Origin of the sequence: Plantibacter sp. Mn2098 (genome assembly GCF_049319745.1) — a bacterium.
Taxonomy (GTDB): domain Bacteria; phylum Actinomycetota; class Actinomycetes; order Actinomycetales; family Microbacteriaceae; genus Plantibacter.
Map to the genome: position 1 here is coordinate 306,392 of NZ_JBMOUH010000003.1, position 17,343 is coordinate 323,734.

Sequence of the window (17,343 nt, forward strand, 5' to 3'; positions counted from 1 at the left end):
GCTACTGGTCGACGGGAGGATCGATGGGCGCCTCGACCGGCTTCCGGCCGCGACGCAGGACCTGGTCGCGCAGCTCGCGCATGGACTTCTTCGGGGCGACGATGCGCATGCGCGGCTCCAGATCCAGCGGGACGACGAACGGCGGGGGACCGAACGCCTCGCGGGCCGCCCGGACGACCTGACGCCCGAGGACGTGGTTGCCGATGCCGCCGACGGCCGCTCCGACACCGAACGGGAGCGCCTTCCCGATGAAGCCCGCACTGCCGCTGGCCGCGAAGTGCTTCACAAAACGGATGCGGAGCTGATCCGCCACCGGCCCCATCAGCACCTGCGGCACGTTCTGCGCGATCATCTCGCCCCAGAACACCTTCCGCGGCGCACCCTGCCCGAGTGCCTGCGTCCCGAGGTTCCGCAAGAGGTCCGTACCTGCCTTGCCGAGCATCATCGTCATCACGAGCGCGCGGGAGCGCACAGGGTCGGCCAGGGCGATGCCGTGGACCTCGGTGACGGACTGCGCGAACAGGGCCGTCGCTTCGAGGAAGCCGGCGGTCTCCACCCCGGAGAGCGCGAGGGTCGTCGCGGTCCCGACGGCGGGGATGACCGCGGTTGCACCGACAGCGGCACCCGTGGTGGTCACCGTCGCGAGGTAGCGACGTTCGAGCATCCGGATGAGTTGATCGGCATTCGCGTTCGGGTGCGCACGTCGGATCGCCCTGATGTGGGCGACCACGACCGGCCGTTGCACCCACAGCACCCGGTCGAGGGCGCGCAGCCAGCCCGGCTCGCGGAACTGCGGTTGCTGGGTCCGACCGGGATCGACCCGGCGGGCACCCTCACGTGGATCGGACATACCGGCCACCTCCTGGAATCGCAGACAGTCTACGTCCGCGACCCGGGAGTCCGGCCGATGCTCAGCTGTTCGGTACCGGCGATACCGGTTCGCCGCCGCCTCAGCCGTTGTTGTAGTCGGCGTTGTACTGGTCGAGCACGTCCTCGATGGAGGCGTCCAGGACGAGCTTGCCCTTGTCGAGGTAGAGGCCGCGGCTGCAGAAGCGACGCAGGTCCTTCTCGTTGTGCGAGACGAAGAACAGAGTGCGTCCGCCGTCGAGCATCTGCTCGATGCGGCGATAGCACTTCTCCCGGAAGGCGCGGTCGCCGACGGCCAGGACCTCGTCCACGAGGACGACCGGCTCTTCGAGCTGTGCGATCACGGAGAACGCGATGCGCACCTTCATACCGCTCGACAGGTGCTTGTACGGCGTGTCGATGAAGTCGCCGATCTCGGCGAAGTCGATGATCTCGTCGAAGCGCGCATCGATCTGCCGCTTCGTCATGCCGTGCAGGCCTGCGGTCAGGTAGACGTTGTCCCGCACGGTCAGGTCGTTGACGAATCCGCCGGTGATCTCGATGAGGGGGGCGACGCCGCCGTTGACCTTCACACTTCCCTCGTCGGGCAGGACCACGCCGGCCACGAGCTTCAGGAGGGTGGATTTGCCCTGGCCGTTGCGGCCGACGACGCCGATCGACTCGCCTGGCTGCACGGTGAACGACACGTTGCGCAGCGGCCAGAACTCTCCCGGCCGCGAGCGGCGGTCGCGGGAGGCGAACAGGTCCTTGAAGCTGCGTCGTCCGCCGCGATTGCGGCGGAACCGGATGCCGACGCCGTCCACGCGGATGGCCGGCGCGACCGTGGTGCCGATCGTCGCGGTGGTCGGATTGCGGTTCGTCATCAGATCTCCTTCAGCACGGAACGCTCGCACCGACGGAACACGGTCAGACCGATGCAGAAGATGAGGGCGGTCATCCCGGCCGAGACGCCGACGAGACCCCAGTTGAGTTCCTTCTCGAAGAACGCGGACCGGTAGAGGCTGAAGATGCCGGACAGCGGGTTGAAAGCGCCGATGACGTGGAAACCGCTCGGCAGGTCCCTCGCGCTGTAGATGATGGGGGATGCGTAGAACAGGAAGCGCATGAGCAGCTTGACCGCGCGCTCGAGATCGCGGAAGAACACCACGAGCGGGGCGACGAGCAGGCCGACGCCCATCGTGAGGACGACCTGCATCAGGATCGCGACGGGGAACAGGACGGCATAACCCGTCAGATGCGCGCCGCCGATGATCGCGAAGAGCGCCAGGACGGGCAGTGCCGCGACGAACTCGATCCCCTTCGACAGCACGATCCGGTTGACCCAGATGGTGCGGGGGATCGTGGTCGAACGGACGAGCTTCGCTTCACGAATGAACGCGCGCGTGCTGTCCGACACCGCCCCGCTGAACCACATCCAGGGTAGGAGGGCGGCCAGCAGAAACACGATGTAGGGGTTCTCGCCCACATTGCGCTTGAAGACCTGGGTGAACACGAACCAGTAGATGCCGCTCATCAGCAGCGGGTCGAGGATCGACCACACGTATCCGAGTGCACTGGTGGAGTACCGCACACGGAGATCGCGCTTGGTCAGGAGCCACAGTGCGTGGCGGTATCGTCCGGCCGGCGACATCCGGGGTCGCACGTCGGCAGATGAACTCACGGGATAAACATAATCGCATTCACGGCCGCGCGCGGTCCGTGACCCGCGAACGGGAGGCGAGTATCGATCAGACGAAGAGGTTCGCGCGGACGAGGTCCTCGGCGAAGTCGACTTCGACGGCGTACAGATCGGAGATGTCGACCGGCTCCACGAGCAGGCCCTCGTTCTCGATGGCGAGCTCGATGCCGCGCTCGAAGTAGTCCTGGTCGCCGACCTTGGTGAGGTAGCGGTGCAGCATGGCCTTGTCCGCGGAGGAGATGTAGTTGATGCCGACGGCCTCGCCGAGTCCGCCGACGACGGTCTTGGAGAGCTCCTTGATGTAGCCCTCGGCGCTCGTGGTGTACTTGACCTCTTCATCCGACACCTTGGAGGTGTTGACGGTGACGAAGGACTGGTCCTTGGCGATCATGGCCGCTGCGCGGTCGAGGACGCGGGGGTCGAAGACGACGTCGCCGTTCATCCACAGGACGCCGCCGCCCTGGGATGCCGCGAGGGCGCGCATGAGCGACTTGGAGGTGTTGGTCTGGTCGTACTGCTCGTTGTAGACGAACGATGCGTCCGGGAAGGCTTCGATGATGTGCTCGAGCTTGTAGCCGACGACGATCGTGACCTTGGCGCTCGAACCGAACGCGTGGTGGATGTTGTCGAACTGCTGCTGCATGATGGTGCGGCCATCGCTCAGCTCGGTGAGCGGCTTGGGGAGCGAGCGGCCGAGACGGCTGCCCATGCCTGCGGCAAGGATCACTACCTGCGTGGTCACGATGTTCTCCTCTTGAAAGTATGGAAGCACATCGGAACGCCCCTCAGTGGGAGTTCACCAGCGCTTAACCAAGACGTATGTAGAAAGACACTCCGTTATGCCAGAATCCAGGCTAGCCGGGGTGTGCCGTGGAAATCGTGAGTTCACAGCGTCTGTTGTGCATTCGTGATCGGGCACCCGGCGTTTACACAGCTTCGGTTTCGCCATCCGCGGTCACTTCTGTCGGCATCGTCAGCGCTTCTTGGTAGGTTTGCTTGGTGACTTCCGCGACTCCGCCAGACCCAGCTGACAAGAAGCCGACGAGTCCGCGCACTCCGCGTGCGACCACAGCCTCTCGCACCACTTCGCAGACCGCTGCGCAGGATGGTGCGGATGATGCTGCCTCGACGGGCGGCTCGACAGGCGCAGCTTCGAGCGCGCCGACGGCCAAGACCCCGGTGAAGCGGACGACGACACGCACGACAGCCGCGAAGACCCCGGCGAAGTCGGCTGCTGTTCCCAAGACGGCGGCCGCAGCGAAGACCACGGCTGCCTCCAAGACGGCCGCGTCGAAGAGCACTGCAGCCAAGTCGACCGCGGCGAAGCCGGCTGCGACGCGCAGCCGGGCGGCCGCGAAACCCGCCGGTGACGACGCCGCAGCGGCAAGCGGTGAGACCACCCCAAAGACCACGGCATCGCGTGCGCGCACCACGACCCCGCGCACCACGACGGCGAAGACGACCACCGCTCGGACCACGGCCGCGAGCAAGGCGGCCGCATCCAAGACCGCATCGAGCGGGACCGGAGCGACGAAGGCAGCGCCGCGGACGCCGGCGAAGCATCCGGCGACGCCGCGCACCACCAAGAAGGTCGACGTCGCAGCAGCCAACGCGGCAGTCCTCGACGAGGTGCGCGCGCCCGCGACGGAAGAGCCCACCGCCACGACGTCGGCGTCCGAGACGCCAACGGTCGATACCGTTGCTGCGGCATCGACCGGAACGGCGACGACCGATGCTGTCGTCGACGAGGCCGTCGCCGCCGAAGCACCCGTCGTGGCAGACGCCGTCGTTGAGGCCCCCGCCGCACCCGCATCGGCCGAACCGGTTGACGAGGCAGAGGCGCCGGAGGAGGCGCCGGGGGAGGCATCGGCATCCGTCGAAGCCACACCCGAAGCTCCCGCCGCACCGACGAAGCCGAAGGCTCGCCCAGTCCGGCGTCCGGCGTCCACCCGTTCCCCCGAACCCGTGATCGAACGCGAACCGGGCGCCGCACCGTCGGCAGCGCAGACCGAGAACACCGGGGAAGCCCCGGTCGTCCTCTCGCTCACCGGCCTCGTCAAGCAGTTCGGCGAGACGCGCGCCGTGGACGGCATCGACCTCGAAGTCCGTCGCGGTTCGTTCTACGGCATCGTCGGCCCGAACGGCGCAGGAAAGACCACAACGCTGTCCATGGTGACGGGCCTGCTGCGTCCGGACGCCGGCTCGATCACGGTCCAGGGGATCGACGTCTGGCAGGAGCCGGAGGCCGCGAAGCGCTCGATCGGCGTTCTCCCGGACCGGTTGCGCCTCTTCGACCGCCTGACGGGCAACCAGCTCCTCTACTACTCCGGCGTGCTGCGCGGACTCGACCCGGCCACCGTCCGCTCGCGGACCAACGACCTCGCGACCGCGTTCGGGCTCGATGACGCCCTCGGCCGTCTTGTGACCGACTACTCGGCCGGCATGACCAAGAAGATCGCGCTCGCCGCGGCCCTCATCCACTCGCCGCGCCTGCTCATCCTCGACGAGCCGTTCGAATCCGTCGACCCCGTGTCCGCGGCGAACGTCATCGAGATCCTGCAGAAGTACGTGGCGAACGGCGGCACCGTCGTGCTGTCGAGCCACGGGATGGACTTCATCCAGAGGGTGTGCGACCACGTCGCCATCATCGTTCAGGGCAAGGTGCTCGCTTCGGGATCCGTGGACGACGTCCGCGGATCCGGGACGCTCGAAGAGCGGTTCGTGGAACTCGCCGGTGGCCGCAAGTCGGCAGAAGGAATGGAATGGTTGCACAGCTTCTCCGACTGAAACTGCAGCTCACGCTGAACACCTTCCGCCGGAGTGCGTGGCAGGTCGTCGGCCTGGTGCTCGCGGTGGTGGCCGGCCTGTGGGTCATCGTGCTCGCGGGCACCGGCCTCGTTGCGCTGCGCCTCGTCAACGATGAGATCGCCAGGAACACGATGGTCGTCGGCGGTTCGCTCGTGGTGCTCGGTTTCCTCGTGCTCCCGTTGATCTTCGGTGTCGACGATCAGCTCGACCCTCGGTCGTTCTCCCTGTTCGGGCTGAAGAACCGCACACTCTCGGCCGGGCTCTTCGCCGCGGCGCTCATCGGTGTGCCGTCGATCGTCCTCGCCGTCCTCAGCGTGATGACCGTCGTCACGTGGTCCAGAGGCGCCCTGCCGGTGATCCTCGCCGTGATCTCCGCGATCCTGGCGGTCGCGACGTGTGTCCTGCTCGCAAGAGTGACCACGTCGCTCGCCGCCGTCCTGCTGTCCACGAGGCGTGCCAAGGAAGCCGTCGGCGTCGTCGGCATCGTGCTGCTCGTCGCGGTGAGCCCGGCGATCGTCGCCCTCACGACTGTGAACTGGCAGCGTGACGGGTTCGCCGTCCTCGCCCGCATCGCGGACGTGCTCAGTTGGACGCCGCTCGGCGCGGTCTGGTCCTTCCCGGGAGACGCGGCCGTCGGCAACGTCGGGGCCGCATTCGTGAAGCTCCTGCTCGTGCTGGTGACGCTGGGACTGCTGTGGCTGCTCTGGGAGTGGATCGTCGCCAGGATGCTCGTCACCCAGGAGCGGGCCGGCGTCTCGAAGGAGTACGGCGGACTCGGCTGGTTCGACGTCCTGCCCGGCCGTCCGGCCGGTGCGATCTCGGCCCGGAGCGTGACGTACTGGTTGCGGGACCCCCGCTACCTCGTCTCGCTCATCATGATCCCCATCGCGCCGTTCCTGATGTTCGTGCCGCTCGCCTTCGCCGGTGTGCCCACGAATGTGCTCGCGCTCCTGCCACTGCCCGTGATGTGCGTCTTCCTCGGCTGGGCCATCCACAACGACCTGGCCTCCGACTCGACCGCCATCTGGTTGCATGTCGCTACGGGCGTGAAGGGCACCGCTGACCGCATCGGACGTCTCTTCCCCGTCCTGCTCGTCGGCATCCCGCTGATCATCATCGGCTCGACGGTCAGCATCCTCTTCTTCGGCGATTGGGATGCACTGCCGTCGATGATCGGGGTGAGCACGAGCCTGCTGTTCGCGGGCGTGGGCATCTCGAGCTTCACCTCGGCGATGTTCCCGTACCCGACCAGCCTGCCGGGCGACAGCGCGTTCGTGCAGCCGCAGGCGTCGGGCGGAACCGGTGCCGTCGTGCAGCTGTTCAGCCTGCTGGGCTCCATCGTCTTCACGATTCCGGCCGTGGTGTTCGCCGGGCTCGGCCTCGCCGGCAACCCGAACTGGCACATCGCGTCGCTCGTCGCCGGTGCCGGCGTCGGTGTGATCGTGCTGGTCGTCGGTGTACTGGCCGGCGGTCGTGTGTTCGATCGGCGCGGGCCGGAGATCGTCGGTTTCGCCACGGCGCACTGACGCCCTGCTCTGCCGGCTCGCCCTGACGCCCTGCCCTCGGGTTGCGCTCACGGGAGGCGGAGCGCTCGTCGGCGGTACCATGGAGGCATGGTGGACCACAGCATGAGCATCAGCGAACCAGGACCGATCCCCACAGGCGGCGGAACAGCGACCCTCGACCGCGAGCTCCAGGAGCTGCTCGAGAACGAGAGCATCGAGCCGGGCGACCACGAGCGCTTCTCCCACTACGTCAAGAAGGAGAAGATTCTCGAGTCCGCGCTGAGCGGCAAGCCCGTCAAGGCGCTGTGCGGCAAGAAGTGGACGCCGGGTCGCGACCCGGAGAAGTTCCCGGTGTGCCCGCAGTGCAAGGAGATCTACGAGAAGCTCCTGCGCGACTGATCGAGCACCCCTCGTCAGGCGCACGACCTCCGTGTGCGGCGGAGACGACTGGCATCGATGCCTCGTCTCCTCCACACACGGAGGTCGTCGCGTTCAGGACTCCAGGTAGACCGTCGGGATGACCGGATCGCCGCGCGTGAGGCTGACCGCGCGGGGCGGCAGCTCGGCCACCGATGCTGCACGATGCTCTCGCGCGAGCAGGGTGCCTGCCTGACCGAGGTAGCGTTCGTTGATCTCGCCGCCCTCGACGAGCGGCACGACCAGACGGCGCTCCGTGGCGCCGTCGCTCGCCGTCTCGGGTGCGCCGCCGGGGCCGTCGCCCAGGTACACCCGTTCTTCGCGGGCCACGCCGTGCCGGTCGTACGCCCGTGCAGCGCTCTTCCGCCCGCCGACCGTGGCTTTCTTGGCCGACTTCTTGGCGACGCTGACCCATTCGCCGTCGTCGCCTCGATGCGCGACGAGCTTGTAGACCATGCCCATGGCGGGCGAGCCGGACCCCGTGACGACGGAGGTCCCGACGCCGTAGGAGTCGACGGGCGACGCCGCGAGGGCGGCGACCGCATGCTCGTCCAGGTCGTTCGTGACCGTGATCTTGGTGTTCACCGCGCCGAGCGAATCGAGCAGGGAGCGGACCTCGGCCACCACGATCGGCAGGTCGCCTGAGTCGATCCGGACGGCGCCCAGCTCAGGACCGGCCAGCTCGACGCCGAGGCGGACCGCCGCATCGATGTCGTAGGTGTCGACGAGCAGCGTGGTGCCAGCGCCCATCGAGTCGATCTGCGCGCGGAACGCATCGGCCTCGGTGTCGTGCAGGAGCGTGAACGAGTGCGCCGCGGTCCCCATGGTCGGGATGCCCCAGGTGCGGCCGGCCTCGAGGTTGGAGGTGGCGCTGAAGCCGGCGATGAACGCGGCGCGTGCAGCGGCGACGGCCGAACGTTCCCCCGTCCGCCTGGAACCCATCTCGGCGAGTGGGCGGGTCCCGGCGGCGGAGGTCATGCGGGCGGCGGCGGTCGCAACGGCGCTGTCGTAGTTGAAGACGCTGAGGGCGAGGGTTTCGAGAATGACGGCTTCGGCGAACGTGCCTTCCACCACCAGGATGGGGGAGCCGGGGAAGAAGACCTCGCCCTCCTGGTACCCCCAGATCGAGCCGGAGAACCGGTAGTTCGCGAGCCAGTCCAGCGCAGTCTGGCTGACGACCCGCTCCTCGCGCAGCCAATCGAGTTCAGCATCGCCGAAGCGGAAGTGTTTGAGGAGTTCCAGGAACCGTCCCGTGCCGGCGACGACCCCGTACCGCCGACCGCCGGAGAGGCGTCTGGCGAAGAGTTCGAAGAGGCACTCGCGATCCGCCGTGCCCCGCGCCAGAGCGGCGTCGAGCATGGTGAGTTCGTATCGGTCGGTGAGGAGAGCTGATGACTCGTGCACCCCGTCAGCCTATCGTCGGCCCCCGCCAAGGCGACCCTGCCGTGCCAGAAACCGGACGATCGGGTTGCGAGGGTAGGCTTGGACATCGTGAACGACGCACCCATCGGCATCTTCGACTCCGGCGTCGGCGGGCTCACCGTTGCGCGCGCGATCAACGACCAGTTGCCCGGAGAATCCACCATCTACATCGGCGACACCGCGCACTCGCCGTACGGCCCCAAACCCATCGCAGACGTCCGGCGGTACTCGCTGGAAGTCCTCGACTCCCTCGTCGACCAGGGCGTCAAGATGCTCGTGATCGCCTGCAACACGGCATCCGCCGCGATGCTGCGCGATGCACGCGAGCGCTACTCCGTGCCCGTGGTGGAGGTCATCCAGCCCGCCGTCCGCACGGCCATCAGGAGCACCCGCAACGGCCGCATCGGCGTCATCGGCACTGTCGGGACGATCAACTCCCGCGCCTACCAGGACATGTTCGAGGTGCACCCGGACCTCACGGTCTACGGTCAGGCGTGCCCGCGATTCGTCGAGTTCGTCGAAGCCGGGATCACCACGGGGAGCGATCTCCTCGCCTCGGCAGAGGAATACCTCGCACCGCTGCGCCACGCCGGCGTCGACACCGTGGTCCTCGGCTGCACCCACTACCCCTTCCTGAAGGGCGCGATCAGCTACGTGCTCGGCCCGGACGTCTCCCTCGTCTCAAGCGACACCGAGACCGCGAACGACGTCTACCGCACGCTCGTGACGCGCGACCTGCTCCGCACCTCGCCGCTGTCGCCCTCGCACAGCTACGAGGCCACCGGCACGAGTGCCGAGGACTTCATCAGTCTCGCCAACCGGCTCATGGGCCGCGAGATCCAAGCCGTTTCGCTCGTACAGACGGGCGTCATCGAACTGCCATCCACGATCACTGAGGAGTGACCATGACCGACACCCTGCGCGCCGACGGGCGCACGAACGACCAGCTGCGCGAGATCACGATCGAGCGCGGATGGAGCGACCAGGCCGAGGGATCGGCGCTCATCTCCTACGGCCGGACCAAGGTGCTGTGCACGGCGTCGTTCACCAACGGCGTCCCGCGCTGGCTCAAGGGCAAGGGCACCGGCTGGGTCACGGCCGAGTACTCGATGCTGCCTCGATCCACGAACGAGCGGATGGATCGCGAGTCGGTCAAGGGACGTGTCGGAGGGCGCACCCACGAGATCTCGCGCCTCGTCGGACGGAGCCTGCGTGCGATCATCGACACGAAGGCGCTCGGTGAGAACACCATCGTGATCGACTGCGATGTCCTCCAGGCCGACGGCGGCACCCGCACGGCGGCGATCACGGGAGCGTACGTCGCCCTCGCGGACGCGATCGAGTGGGCTCGTGAGCAGAAGTTCATCGCGCAGAAGGCCACGCCGCTGACGGACAGCGTCTCCGCGGTCTCGGTCGGCATCATCGACGGCGTGCCCATGCTCGATCTGGCATACGTCGAGGACGTGCGCGCCGAGACCGACATGAACGTCGTCGTGACCGGTCGTGGCGCGTTCGTCGAGGTGCAGGGCACGGCGGAGGGTGCGCCGTTCGACCGCGACGAGCTGAACTCACTGCTCGACCTCGCGGTCGGCGGCGCGGCATCGCTCGCGGACATCCAGCGCTCGGCGCTCGGCGCCCGATGACGCTCGAGGTCGTGCTGGCGACGCACAACCAGCACAAGGTCGATGAGTTCCAGCGGTTGCTCTCGCGCGACGTCCCCGGCCTCGTGGTCGTCGCCTACGACGGGCCGGAGCCGGTCGAGGACGGCACGACGTTCACCGAAAACGCGTTCATCAAGGCGCGGGTTGCTGCCGAGCACACCGGGAAGATCGCCCTCGCGGACGACTCCGGGCTGAGCGTCGACATCCTCGGCGGCGCTCCGGGCATCTTCTCGGCGCGGTGGGCCGGTTCGCAGCACGATGCCGCGGCGAACCTCGCGCTCCTGCTCGACCAGCTGACCGACGTGCACGCAGAGCACCGCGGTGCGATGTTCTCCAGCCACATCGCGCTCGTCGTCCCTGGTGACGGCGGATTCGAGCACGTCTCGATCGGCGAGTGGCGCGGCGACCTCACAACGGAGCCCAGGGGAGCGGACGGTTTCGGCTACGACCCGATCTTCGTGCCTGCTGGGGACACCAGGACGGCGGCCGAACTCTCCCCGGAGGAGAAGAACGAGGTCAGCCACCGGGCGCTCGCGTTCGCCGATCTCGTCCCGGTGTTGCGCAAGCTCCTCTGAGCAGAGCCCTGCTGAACTGAGTGCCCGACGCGGTCGCACCGCATCGAGCGCGAGCGCTGCAACGGGAACGGCGCCGGAGTGATCCGGCGCCGTTCCCGTTGTGCGTCGACGGTCAGTCGCGCGTCTGCAGCGACAGGGATCGCGGCTGCTCGATGAGCGGTGTCGGCAGCGTGAGCGGCCCTGAACCCGGTGTGAACGTGCCGAGGATGCGTGGTTCCCGCGCGCCGGTGCCGACCGGCGTCGTTCCGGCGAGTCCGTGGGCGGAGCACCACCCGATGAGTGCGAACGCGATGGCCTCCTTGTCGTCTGCCGGCGCTCCGAACGAATCCGACAGGACCACGTCCACGTCCGGCAGAGCCGACCGCAGACCGCCGAGGAGCAGCGGATTGCGGCAGCCGCCGCCGGAGACGACCAGGGTGGTCACCCCCGCCGCTGTGACATCGGCCGCGACCGTTCGCACGGTCAGCTCGGTGAGGGTCGCCACGAGGTCGGCAGGTGCCGGCGTGGAGCCGGAGGCGGCGATCGCATCCGTGATGTACGTGCCGTGGAAGTGTTCCTTGCCGGTGCTCTTCGGAGCGCTGACGGCGTAGTACGGATCCGCGAGCAGCACCGCGAGCAGCGCCTCGTCGATCGTGCCGGATGCGGCGATCCGTCCGTTCTCGTCGTAGCCGAGGTCATTGAGGCCGGCCGAGACGATGACCGAGTCGATGAGGGCGTTGGCCGGTCCGATGTCGTACGCCTGGAGGTCGCGGTCGGGGGAGACGATCGTGATGTTCGAGATGCCGCCGAGGTTGAGCGCGGCCGGAGTGCCGTCCACGTCGGCGAGCAGCAGTTTGTCCATGTAGGAGATGAGCGGCGCGCCGTGGCCGCCGGCGGTGATGTCACGGATCCGGACATCCGACAGGACAACCGTGCCCGTGCGCTCCGCGATCCAAGCCGGCTGACCGATCTGGAGCGTGCCCTTGGCGTGTCCGCCGTCGACCCAGTGGAAGACGGTCTGCCCGTGGGTGGTGACGAGATCGACCTGACCGGCCGCCTCGATCGCGTCGGCTGCCGCTGCCGCGAACGCCTGGCCGATGAGCGTGTCCAGTTCGCAGACCTCCGCGAACGTCGTCGGCGCGGGCGGGAGCGCTGCGACGAGGCGTGAGCGGAGCTCCTCCGGGTATGGCGTGCTGTCGGTGAACTCGACCGTGCCGGTCAGCCGGCCGTCGACCAGCTCGAAGTCGACGATCGCCGCATCGATGCCGTCGTGGGACGTGCCGGAGATCATTCCGAGTACGCGCATGCCGTGATTCCTCCAAAGGGATTCGGGGTGGGGGCGGATGCGGATCCTTGTTGATCATGCGCATCATTCCTATCTTGCCCGACCCCCTGGCGTGCCCCGGGCGATCCTCGTACGGTGAGAGTGACATGGCACACGATCACGCACACACCAACCAAGCGAACCGCACCAGATTGACGATCGCCATCGCGATCATCGGGACGGTACTCATCGTCGAACTCGTCGGCGCCTGGCTCAGCGGATCGCTTTCGCTGCTGGCCGACGCCGGCCACATGTTCTCGGATCTCACCGGTCTCGTGATCGCACTCGTCGCCACGATCGTCGCAGCACGCCCGGCCACCGACCGCCAGACGTTCGGGTACCAGCGGGCCGAGGTGTTCGGAGCACTGATCAACGGCCTCATCCTCGTGGCCGTCGCCATCTCGGTGCTCGTCGAGGGCATCTCGCGACTCATCACGCCGAGTGAGGCGGAGGTGCAGAGCGGCACGATGCTCGTGGTCGCGATCATCGGCCTCGTCGCGAACGTCTGCGCACTGCTCGTGCTCCGCGGCGGCAAGGGGACGTCGATCAACATGCGCGGCGCCTACCTCGAGGTGCTCGGCGACATGCTCGGCTCGATCGCCGTCATCATCGCAGCCGTGGTCATCATGGCGACCGGATTCGTCCAGGCCGACGCGATCGCCTCGCTCGCCATCGCCGCCATGATCGTGCCGCGCGCGCTGTCGTTGCTGCGGGACGTCGTCCGGGTGCTCAGCGAGTCCGCACCGGCCGACACGGACGTCAAGGAGATCCGCGAGCACCTCCTCGGGACCGAGGGGGTCGTGGCCGTCCACGACGTGCACGTCTGGCAGATCACCTCCGGCCACCCGGTCTTCTCGGCTCATGTGGTCGTCGAGAAGCGCGTGTTCGAGGACGGGGCGACCGGCGCCCTGTTGGATCGGCTCGGTTCGTGCCTCCACGACCACTTCGACGTCGAGCACTCGACGTTCCAACTGGAGCCCGAAGAGCACGCAGCGCACGAGGACACCCACCACGCTTAACGACGAAGCCCTCCGTTCCGAGGAGAACTCGTGGCCGGCAGCAGAACGCTCTCGGCGACGAGCCACTCCTCAGGACGGAGGACTCGGCGGGTGTGGGGTTAGGCGTTGTCGGCGTCGCGCTTGCCGAAGACGTCCTCGTTCGCGAGCTTGGCCGCAGCGGCCTGACGCTCCTCGTCGGTGACGCTGCCCTGGAGCTGCTTCGCCTTCCGAGTGGACTGGATGTAGTGCCAGATCGTCGGGATGAGGGTGACGACGACGGCGCCGATGAGGATGACGTCGATGTAGTTCTGCACAAACGTGGCGACCGGCGGGATGTACCCGAGGAGGTAGCCGAAGAACGTCAGACCGGCACCCCAGATGAGTGCGCCGATGAGGTTGTAGAGCGAGTACTTCTTGTAGTTCATGTGGCCGATGCCGGCGGCGACCGGTGCGAAGGTGCGCACGATCGGCACGAAGCGGGCCAGGATGACGGCGAGGGCGCCGAAGCGTTCGAAGAACGCGTTCGTCCGCTCGACGTTCTTGATGCTGAAGAGTCCCGATTCCTTCTTCTCGAACACCCTCGGTCCGAGTTTGTGTCCGATCAGATAGCCGACCTCACCGCCCAGGAACGCCGCGAAACCGATTGCCAGGCAGACCCACCAGATGTCGATGTGGATGATGGCGTTCGGCCCGAAGGTGAGCAGTCCGGTGATGACGAGCAGGGTGTCGCCCGGGAGGAGGAAGCCGACGAGGAGACCGGTCTCGGCGAAGACGATCGCGCAGACGACGACGAGCGCCCACGGCCCGACGGACGTGATGATGCCCTCCGGGTCGAGCCACGGGATGAGTGCGGTGTGGACCATTGGCTGCTGCTCCTGAAGTTCGATGGGCCCGACGGGTGGGCCGTGGAGGTCGGTCGGCCGAGGTGGATCGGATCTCGGCCGGCATCGGCCTGCTGGAGGTCAGGCGTCCGCGACGAACGGTGAACAGTGTCGCTCACGTACGGGAGAAGGGACTTGAACCCTCACGCTCGAAAGCACAGGAACCTAAATCCTGCGTGTCTGCCAATTCCACCACTCCCGCGGGTGGCATCAGTCTACGGGAGCGCACCCCACACGCATTGAGGATTCCCTGAGCTTCGTAAGGTTCTTCCCAGGCTCGGTTGGTAACGCGGCGTCGCCGGACGACGTGCGGTCGGGCGGCGCTTCCGTGTAGGATCATCGCCATGCAAACCCCGTGCGTCCGAAGCTGGTGGCCCGCCTCCTAGGCGGACATCGCTCGTACCCACACGACGAAACGACCGCCCCGCAGGGTGGTCGTTTCGCGTTCGGCGGCCGTGCGGCGGCGGTCCACACCCAGAGGACCAATCATGCAGATCTCGTCAGCGCAGCAGACTTCGGCGCCAGGCACCCCGGATCAGGGTGTCGCGGTGTCCGGCCTCCTTCAGCGCATCGTCGGCGGCGAGGACGTGCCGTTCGCGATCATCCGTCGGCAGGCGAGCGCGACGGTCGACATCCTCTCGGGTGACGTCGTCGACGTCGATCGGCTGGCCGACATCCCGCTCGGCGCCGAGGGCGACCCCGAGCGCCCTGAGATCCTCACGATCGTCCCCTACCGCCAGGTGCGCGAGCGCGGCTTCGCCGCGATCGACGACGGCGCCCCGCTGCGCTGCCTCATCGTGCGTGAGCGCGAGGTGCTGCCGCTCGAACAGGTCGTCGCATCGCTTCCGGACGCCCCGGTGCCGCTCGCGGACGGCGCGTTCGACGTCTCGGACGAGGAGTACGCCGACATCGTGCGCACCGTGATCCGCGATGAGATCGGTCGAGGAGAGGGCGCGAACTTCGTCATCCGACGCGAGTACCGGGCCGTGGCCGGTGTGCAGGCATCGACCGCTGTGCTGTCCTGGTTGCGGGCCTTGCTCGTCGGGGAGTCAGGCGCGTATTGGACCTTCGCCGTGCACACGCCGGACGTGTCGATGGCCGGGGCGACGCCGGAGCGTCACGTCGGCGTCGCCGTCGACGCGGACTCCGGTGAGCGCACCGTCACCATGAACCCGATCAGCGGCACCTACCGGCACCCGGCCTCCGGACTCACCGCCGACGCCTTCCGCGCGTTCCTCGATGACGTGAAGGAGACCGAGGAACTCTTTATGGTCGTCGACGAGGAGATGAAGATGATGAGTCGCGTGTGCTCATCCGGCGGTCGCATCCTCGGCCCGTTCCTGGCCCAGATGTCGCGGCTCACGCACACCGAGTACCTGCTCGCGGGCACGAGCGACCTCGACGTCCGGGAGGTGCTCCGCCTGACGATGTTCGCACCGACCGTCACCGGGTCGCCGATGCAGAACGCGTGCTCGGTCATCGCGAGGCACGAACGCGGCGCCCGCGGGTACTACTCCGGCGTCCTCGCCCGGTTCACCCCGAGTGCCGATGGCGCATATGAACTGGACGCGCCGATCCTGATCCGCACGGCGTACATCGACGGGGAGGGGCAGGTCCGGGTGCCGTCCGGCGCGACCCTCGTACGCCACTCCGACCCGGTGTCGGAGGTTGCGGAGACGGCCGCGAAGGCATCAGGCATCCTGACTGCACTCGGCGTGATCGCGTCGCAGCCGGCCGGTGAGGCGATCGAACTCGCCGCGCAGGACGGCGTCGCCGAGGCGCTCAACGCGCGGAACGCCCGGCTCGCCCAGTTCTGGCTGCAGCCGCAGCACCCGGCGCCGAGCGGCGCGCTCGCGGGACGCACGGCGCGCATCATCGACGCCGAAGACGAGTTCACGGCGATGCTCGCCCACCAGTTGCGCCACTTCGGGATGAGCGTCGACGTGGTGCCGTGGTCGGCGGCCGCGGTCGAGCACAACGACGTCGACCTCCTCGTCGCAGGGCCGGGCCCGGGCGACCCGCTGGATCTCGCAGAGCCGCGCATCGCCCGGATGCAGGAGATCGTGGCGGCCCGTCTCGGCGCGGGGAGCCCGCTGCTCGCCGTCTGTCTCAGCCACCAGGTCCTTGCGCACCAGTTGGGACTCCCGATCGTGCCGCTCGGTGCACCGCGTCAGGGGCTGCAACTGGAGGTGGACCTGTTCGGCGAGCCGACGCTCATCGGCTTCTACAACACCTTCACGGCGCGTGTCGACGCCGGTGTCGACGGAGGCGCCGATCTGGCGCGCCCGGTCGAGTTCGCGCTCGACGCCGCCACCGGAGACGTGTTCGCGACGCGCGGCAATGGCTTCGCATCGGTCCAGGGACACCTGGAGTCCGTGCTGTCGCGTGACGGCCTTCTGGCGCTCGAATCGCTCGCGAGCCACGCGCTCGTTGGGACGGCCGCGTCCGTCTGAGCGTCGGCGGCCGCTGTCGGCCGCCAGAGGCCGGTGTCGCGCGTCGCCCGATCAGAGCTCGCGGGCGACGCGCACGAGGGGCTCGACGTCTGCGAGCGATGGGCCGAGCCCGATGTCGACGAGCCGCACGTCCCCGGCGAAGCCCGCGCCAGGCGGGATGAGCAGGCCGGCCTTGACCGCGCCGAACGTCACCGTGACCTCGGCCGGCAGGACGGCGCCGTCGGGGACCGTGCCCTCGTCGGCGTCGATCCCGCTCGGCAGGTCGACGGCGACGACGAGCGGACCGTGCGGCGACTGGACGACGGGCAGGAGTGCCTCGACGATCTCGCGCGCGGCTCCGCGCAGTGTCGGGTCCGGACTGGTCCCGGTGCCGATGATGCCGTCGACCACGATGTCGGCGCCCGTCGTTGCCGCCAGCGCGACCTCCGGGTCGGCTGGAGCGCCGGCCGCTTGACGTGCGCCGGCTGAAAGCGCGGCCGAGAGCGCGTCTGCGTGGACCCTCGCACTCGTGCGGACGACGATCACCTCGGCGCCGCCCGACGCGAGGGTAGCCCCGGCGTAGAGCGCATCGCCGCCGTTGTCGCCAGAGCCGACCAGGAGCACGATGCGGCCGGAATCGCCGTCCGCCGCATCCCGATCGCGCAGCCGTTTGACGAGGAGCTCACGCAGTTCGACGGCGAGCCCGGCCGCCGCGCGCTGCATAAGCGGCACTCCGGCCGCGATGAGCGGCGCTTCTGCTGCTCGGACCTGGGCTGCTGCGTATCCGTCGATCATG

At 68.1% G+C, this 17,343-nt stretch carries 16 protein-coding genes and 1 tRNA gene; 8 read left to right on the forward strand and 9 right to left on the reverse strand.

What is annotated here, in order from left to right:
- Nucleotide 1: 1 nt before the first annotated feature.
- The 4 genes from ACL9RL_RS06895 to ACL9RL_RS06910 form a co-directional block, all read right to left on the reverse strand.
- On the reverse strand, nucleotides 2-850 hold the full coding sequence (locus ACL9RL_RS06895; RefSeq protein ID WP_422779473.1) for a hypothetical protein: 849 nt from the start codon (nucleotides 848-850) through the stop codon (nucleotides 2-4).
- Between the two features lie 100 nt (nucleotides 851-950).
- Nucleotides 951-1,730: an ABC transporter ATP-binding protein gene (locus tag ACL9RL_RS06900; protein WP_422779474.1), complete on the reverse strand. Its 780-nt coding sequence runs from the start codon at nucleotides 1,728-1,730 to the stop codon at nucleotides 951-953.
- Nucleotides 1,730-2,497, reverse strand: coding sequence for an ABC transporter permease (locus ACL9RL_RS06905; RefSeq protein ID WP_422779579.1), 768 nt, complete (start codon nucleotides 2,495-2,497; stop codon nucleotides 1,730-1,732). Before ACL9RL_RS06905 ends, ACL9RL_RS06900 begins: the two co-directional genes overlap by 1 nt.
- A gap of 97 nt (nucleotides 2,498-2,594) precedes the next feature.
- Nucleotides 2,595-3,287, reverse strand: coding sequence for an NTP transferase domain-containing protein (locus ACL9RL_RS06910; RefSeq protein ID WP_422779475.1), 693 nt, complete (start codon nucleotides 3,285-3,287; stop codon nucleotides 2,595-2,597).
- 257 nt (nucleotides 3,288-3,544) lie between these two features.
- Between ACL9RL_RS06910 and ACL9RL_RS06915 the strand changes: the two genes are divergently transcribed.
- The 3 genes from ACL9RL_RS06915 to ACL9RL_RS06925 all read left to right on the forward strand — a co-directional run bounded on the left by ACL9RL_RS06915 (nucleotide 3,545) and on the right by ACL9RL_RS06925 (nucleotide 7,257).
- The gene (locus tag ACL9RL_RS06915) at nucleotides 3,545-5,332 is read left to right on the forward strand and encodes an ATP-binding cassette domain-containing protein (protein WP_422779476.1); all 1,788 of its coding nucleotides are present in this window, start codon (nucleotides 3,545-3,547) and stop codon (nucleotides 5,330-5,332) included.
- Nucleotides 5,308-6,879: a hypothetical protein gene (locus tag ACL9RL_RS06920; RefSeq protein ID WP_422779477.1), complete on the forward strand. Its 1,572-nt coding sequence runs from the start codon at nucleotides 5,308-5,310 to the stop codon at nucleotides 6,877-6,879. The genes ACL9RL_RS06915 and ACL9RL_RS06920 overlap by 25 nt, the downstream gene beginning before the upstream one ends.
- Nucleotides 6,880-6,966: 87 nt before the next feature.
- Nucleotides 6,967-7,257, forward strand: a complete 291-nt coding sequence (locus tag ACL9RL_RS06925) for a DUF3039 domain-containing protein (RefSeq protein WP_422779478.1) — start codon at nucleotides 6,967-6,969, stop codon at nucleotides 7,255-7,257.
- Nucleotides 7,258-7,350: 93 nt separating this feature from the next.
- Here ACL9RL_RS06925 and ACL9RL_RS06930 read toward each other — a convergent pair whose 3' ends face one another.
- Entirely contained in the window at nucleotides 7,351-8,679 is a 1,329-nt protein-coding gene (locus ACL9RL_RS06930) for a nicotinate phosphoribosyltransferase (protein WP_422779479.1), read from the reverse strand.
- An 87-nt stretch (nucleotides 8,680-8,766) separates the two neighbouring features.
- Between ACL9RL_RS06930 and murI the strand changes: the two genes are divergently transcribed.
- Genes murI through rdgB form a run of 3 tightly spaced genes read left to right on the forward strand, consistent with a single transcriptional unit; the run spans nucleotide 8,767 to nucleotide 10,933 of the window.
- Nucleotides 8,767-9,600: a glutamate racemase gene (murI, locus tag ACL9RL_RS06935; RefSeq protein ID WP_422779480.1), complete on the forward strand. Its 834-nt coding sequence runs from the start codon at nucleotides 8,767-8,769 to the stop codon at nucleotides 9,598-9,600.
- Between the two features lie 2 nt (nucleotides 9,601-9,602).
- Complete coding sequence (gene rph / locus ACL9RL_RS06940; protein ID WP_422779481.1) at nucleotides 9,603-10,340, forward strand: ribonuclease PH; 738 nt, start codon at nucleotides 9,603-9,605, stop codon at nucleotides 10,338-10,340.
- Nucleotides 10,337-10,933, forward strand: coding sequence for an RdgB/HAM1 family non-canonical purine NTP pyrophosphatase (gene rdgB / locus ACL9RL_RS06945; RefSeq protein ID WP_422779482.1), 597 nt, complete (start codon nucleotides 10,337-10,339; stop codon nucleotides 10,931-10,933). Before rph ends, rdgB begins: the two co-directional genes overlap by 4 nt.
- A 112-nt stretch (nucleotides 10,934-11,045) precedes the next feature.
- Here the strand turns inward: rdgB and ACL9RL_RS06950 are convergent, their stop codons facing one another.
- Nucleotides 11,046-12,218 (reverse strand): anhydro-N-acetylmuramic acid kinase, encoded by a 1,173-nt coding sequence (locus tag ACL9RL_RS06950; protein ID WP_422779483.1) that lies wholly within the window; start codon nucleotides 12,216-12,218, stop codon nucleotides 11,046-11,048.
- 125 nt (nucleotides 12,219-12,343) lie between these two features.
- On the opposite strand from ACL9RL_RS06950, the gene ACL9RL_RS06955 reads away from it, so the two are divergent.
- Nucleotides 12,344-13,255, forward strand: a complete 912-nt coding sequence (locus ACL9RL_RS06955) for a cation diffusion facilitator family transporter (RefSeq protein WP_422779484.1) — start codon at nucleotides 12,344-12,346, stop codon at nucleotides 13,253-13,255.
- 98 nt (nucleotides 13,256-13,353) lie between these two features.
- On the opposite strand, the gene ACL9RL_RS06960 is transcribed toward ACL9RL_RS06955, so the two are convergent.
- Together ACL9RL_RS06960 and ACL9RL_RS06965 are read right to left on the reverse strand one after the other, a co-directional pair.
- Nucleotides 13,354-14,097 (reverse strand): DedA family protein, encoded by a 744-nt coding sequence (locus ACL9RL_RS06960; RefSeq protein ID WP_422779485.1) that lies wholly within the window; start codon nucleotides 14,095-14,097, stop codon nucleotides 13,354-13,356.
- A 138-nt stretch (nucleotides 14,098-14,235) separates the two neighbouring features.
- Nucleotides 14,236-14,317: transfer RNA gene (locus ACL9RL_RS06965), tRNA-Leu, on the reverse strand.
- 286 nt (nucleotides 14,318-14,603) lie between these two features.
- Here ACL9RL_RS06965 and ACL9RL_RS06970 point away from each other — a divergent pair.
- Nucleotides 14,604-16,568, forward strand: coding sequence for an anthranilate synthase family protein (locus tag ACL9RL_RS06970; RefSeq protein ID WP_422779486.1), 1,965 nt, complete (start codon nucleotides 14,604-14,606; stop codon nucleotides 16,566-16,568).
- A 51-nt stretch (nucleotides 16,569-16,619) separates the two neighbouring features.
- Here the strand turns inward: ACL9RL_RS06970 and ACL9RL_RS06975 are convergent, their stop codons facing one another.
- The gene (locus ACL9RL_RS06975) at nucleotides 16,620-17,342 is read right to left on the reverse strand and encodes an NAD(P)H-hydrate epimerase (protein ID WP_422779487.1); all 723 of its coding nucleotides are present in this window, start codon (nucleotides 17,340-17,342) and stop codon (nucleotides 16,620-16,622) included.
- Nucleotide 17,343: the final 1 nt, after the last annotated feature.

Bases quoted from the DNA above. Each gene is read 5' to 3' on its own strand.
- ACL9RL_RS06975 (WP_422779487.1), bottom strand. From the start codon at position 17,342: ATGATCGACGGATACGCAGCAGCCCAGGTCCGAGCAGCAGAAGCGCCG.
- rph (WP_422779481.1), top strand. From the start codon at position 9,603: ATGACCGACACCCTGCGCGCCGACGGGCGCACGAACGACCAGCTGCGC.
- rdgB (WP_422779482.1), top strand. From the start codon at position 10,337: ATGACGCTCGAGGTCGTGCTGGCGACGCACAACCAGCACAAGGTCGAT.
- ACL9RL_RS06925 (WP_422779478.1), top strand. From the start codon at position 6,967: ATGGTGGACCACAGCATGAGCATCAGCGAACCAGGACCGATCCCCACA.
- ACL9RL_RS06960 (WP_422779485.1), bottom strand. From the start codon at position 14,097: ATGGTCCACACCGCACTCATCCCGTGGCTCGACCCGGAGGGCATCATC.
- ACL9RL_RS06955 (WP_422779484.1), top strand. From the start codon at position 12,344: ATGGCACACGATCACGCACACACCAACCAAGCGAACCGCACCAGATTG.
- ACL9RL_RS06950 (WP_422779483.1), bottom strand. From the start codon at position 12,218: ATGCGCGTACTCGGAATGATCTCCGGCACGTCCCACGACGGCATCGAT.
- ACL9RL_RS06970 (WP_422779486.1), top strand. From the start codon at position 14,604: ATGCAGATCTCGTCAGCGCAGCAGACTTCGGCGCCAGGCACCCCGGAT.
- ACL9RL_RS06920 (WP_422779477.1), top strand. From the start codon at position 5,308: ATGGTTGCACAGCTTCTCCGACTGAAACTGCAGCTCACGCTGAACACC.
- ACL9RL_RS06905 (WP_422779579.1), bottom strand. From the start codon at position 2,497: ATGTCGCCGGCCGGACGATACCGCCACGCACTGTGGCTCCTGACCAAG.
- ACL9RL_RS06900 (WP_422779474.1), bottom strand. From the start codon at position 1,730: ATGACGAACCGCAATCCGACCACCGCGACGATCGGCACCACGGTCGCG.
- ACL9RL_RS06895 (WP_422779473.1), bottom strand. From the start codon at position 850: ATGTCCGATCCACGTGAGGGTGCCCGCCGGGTCGATCCCGGTCGGACC.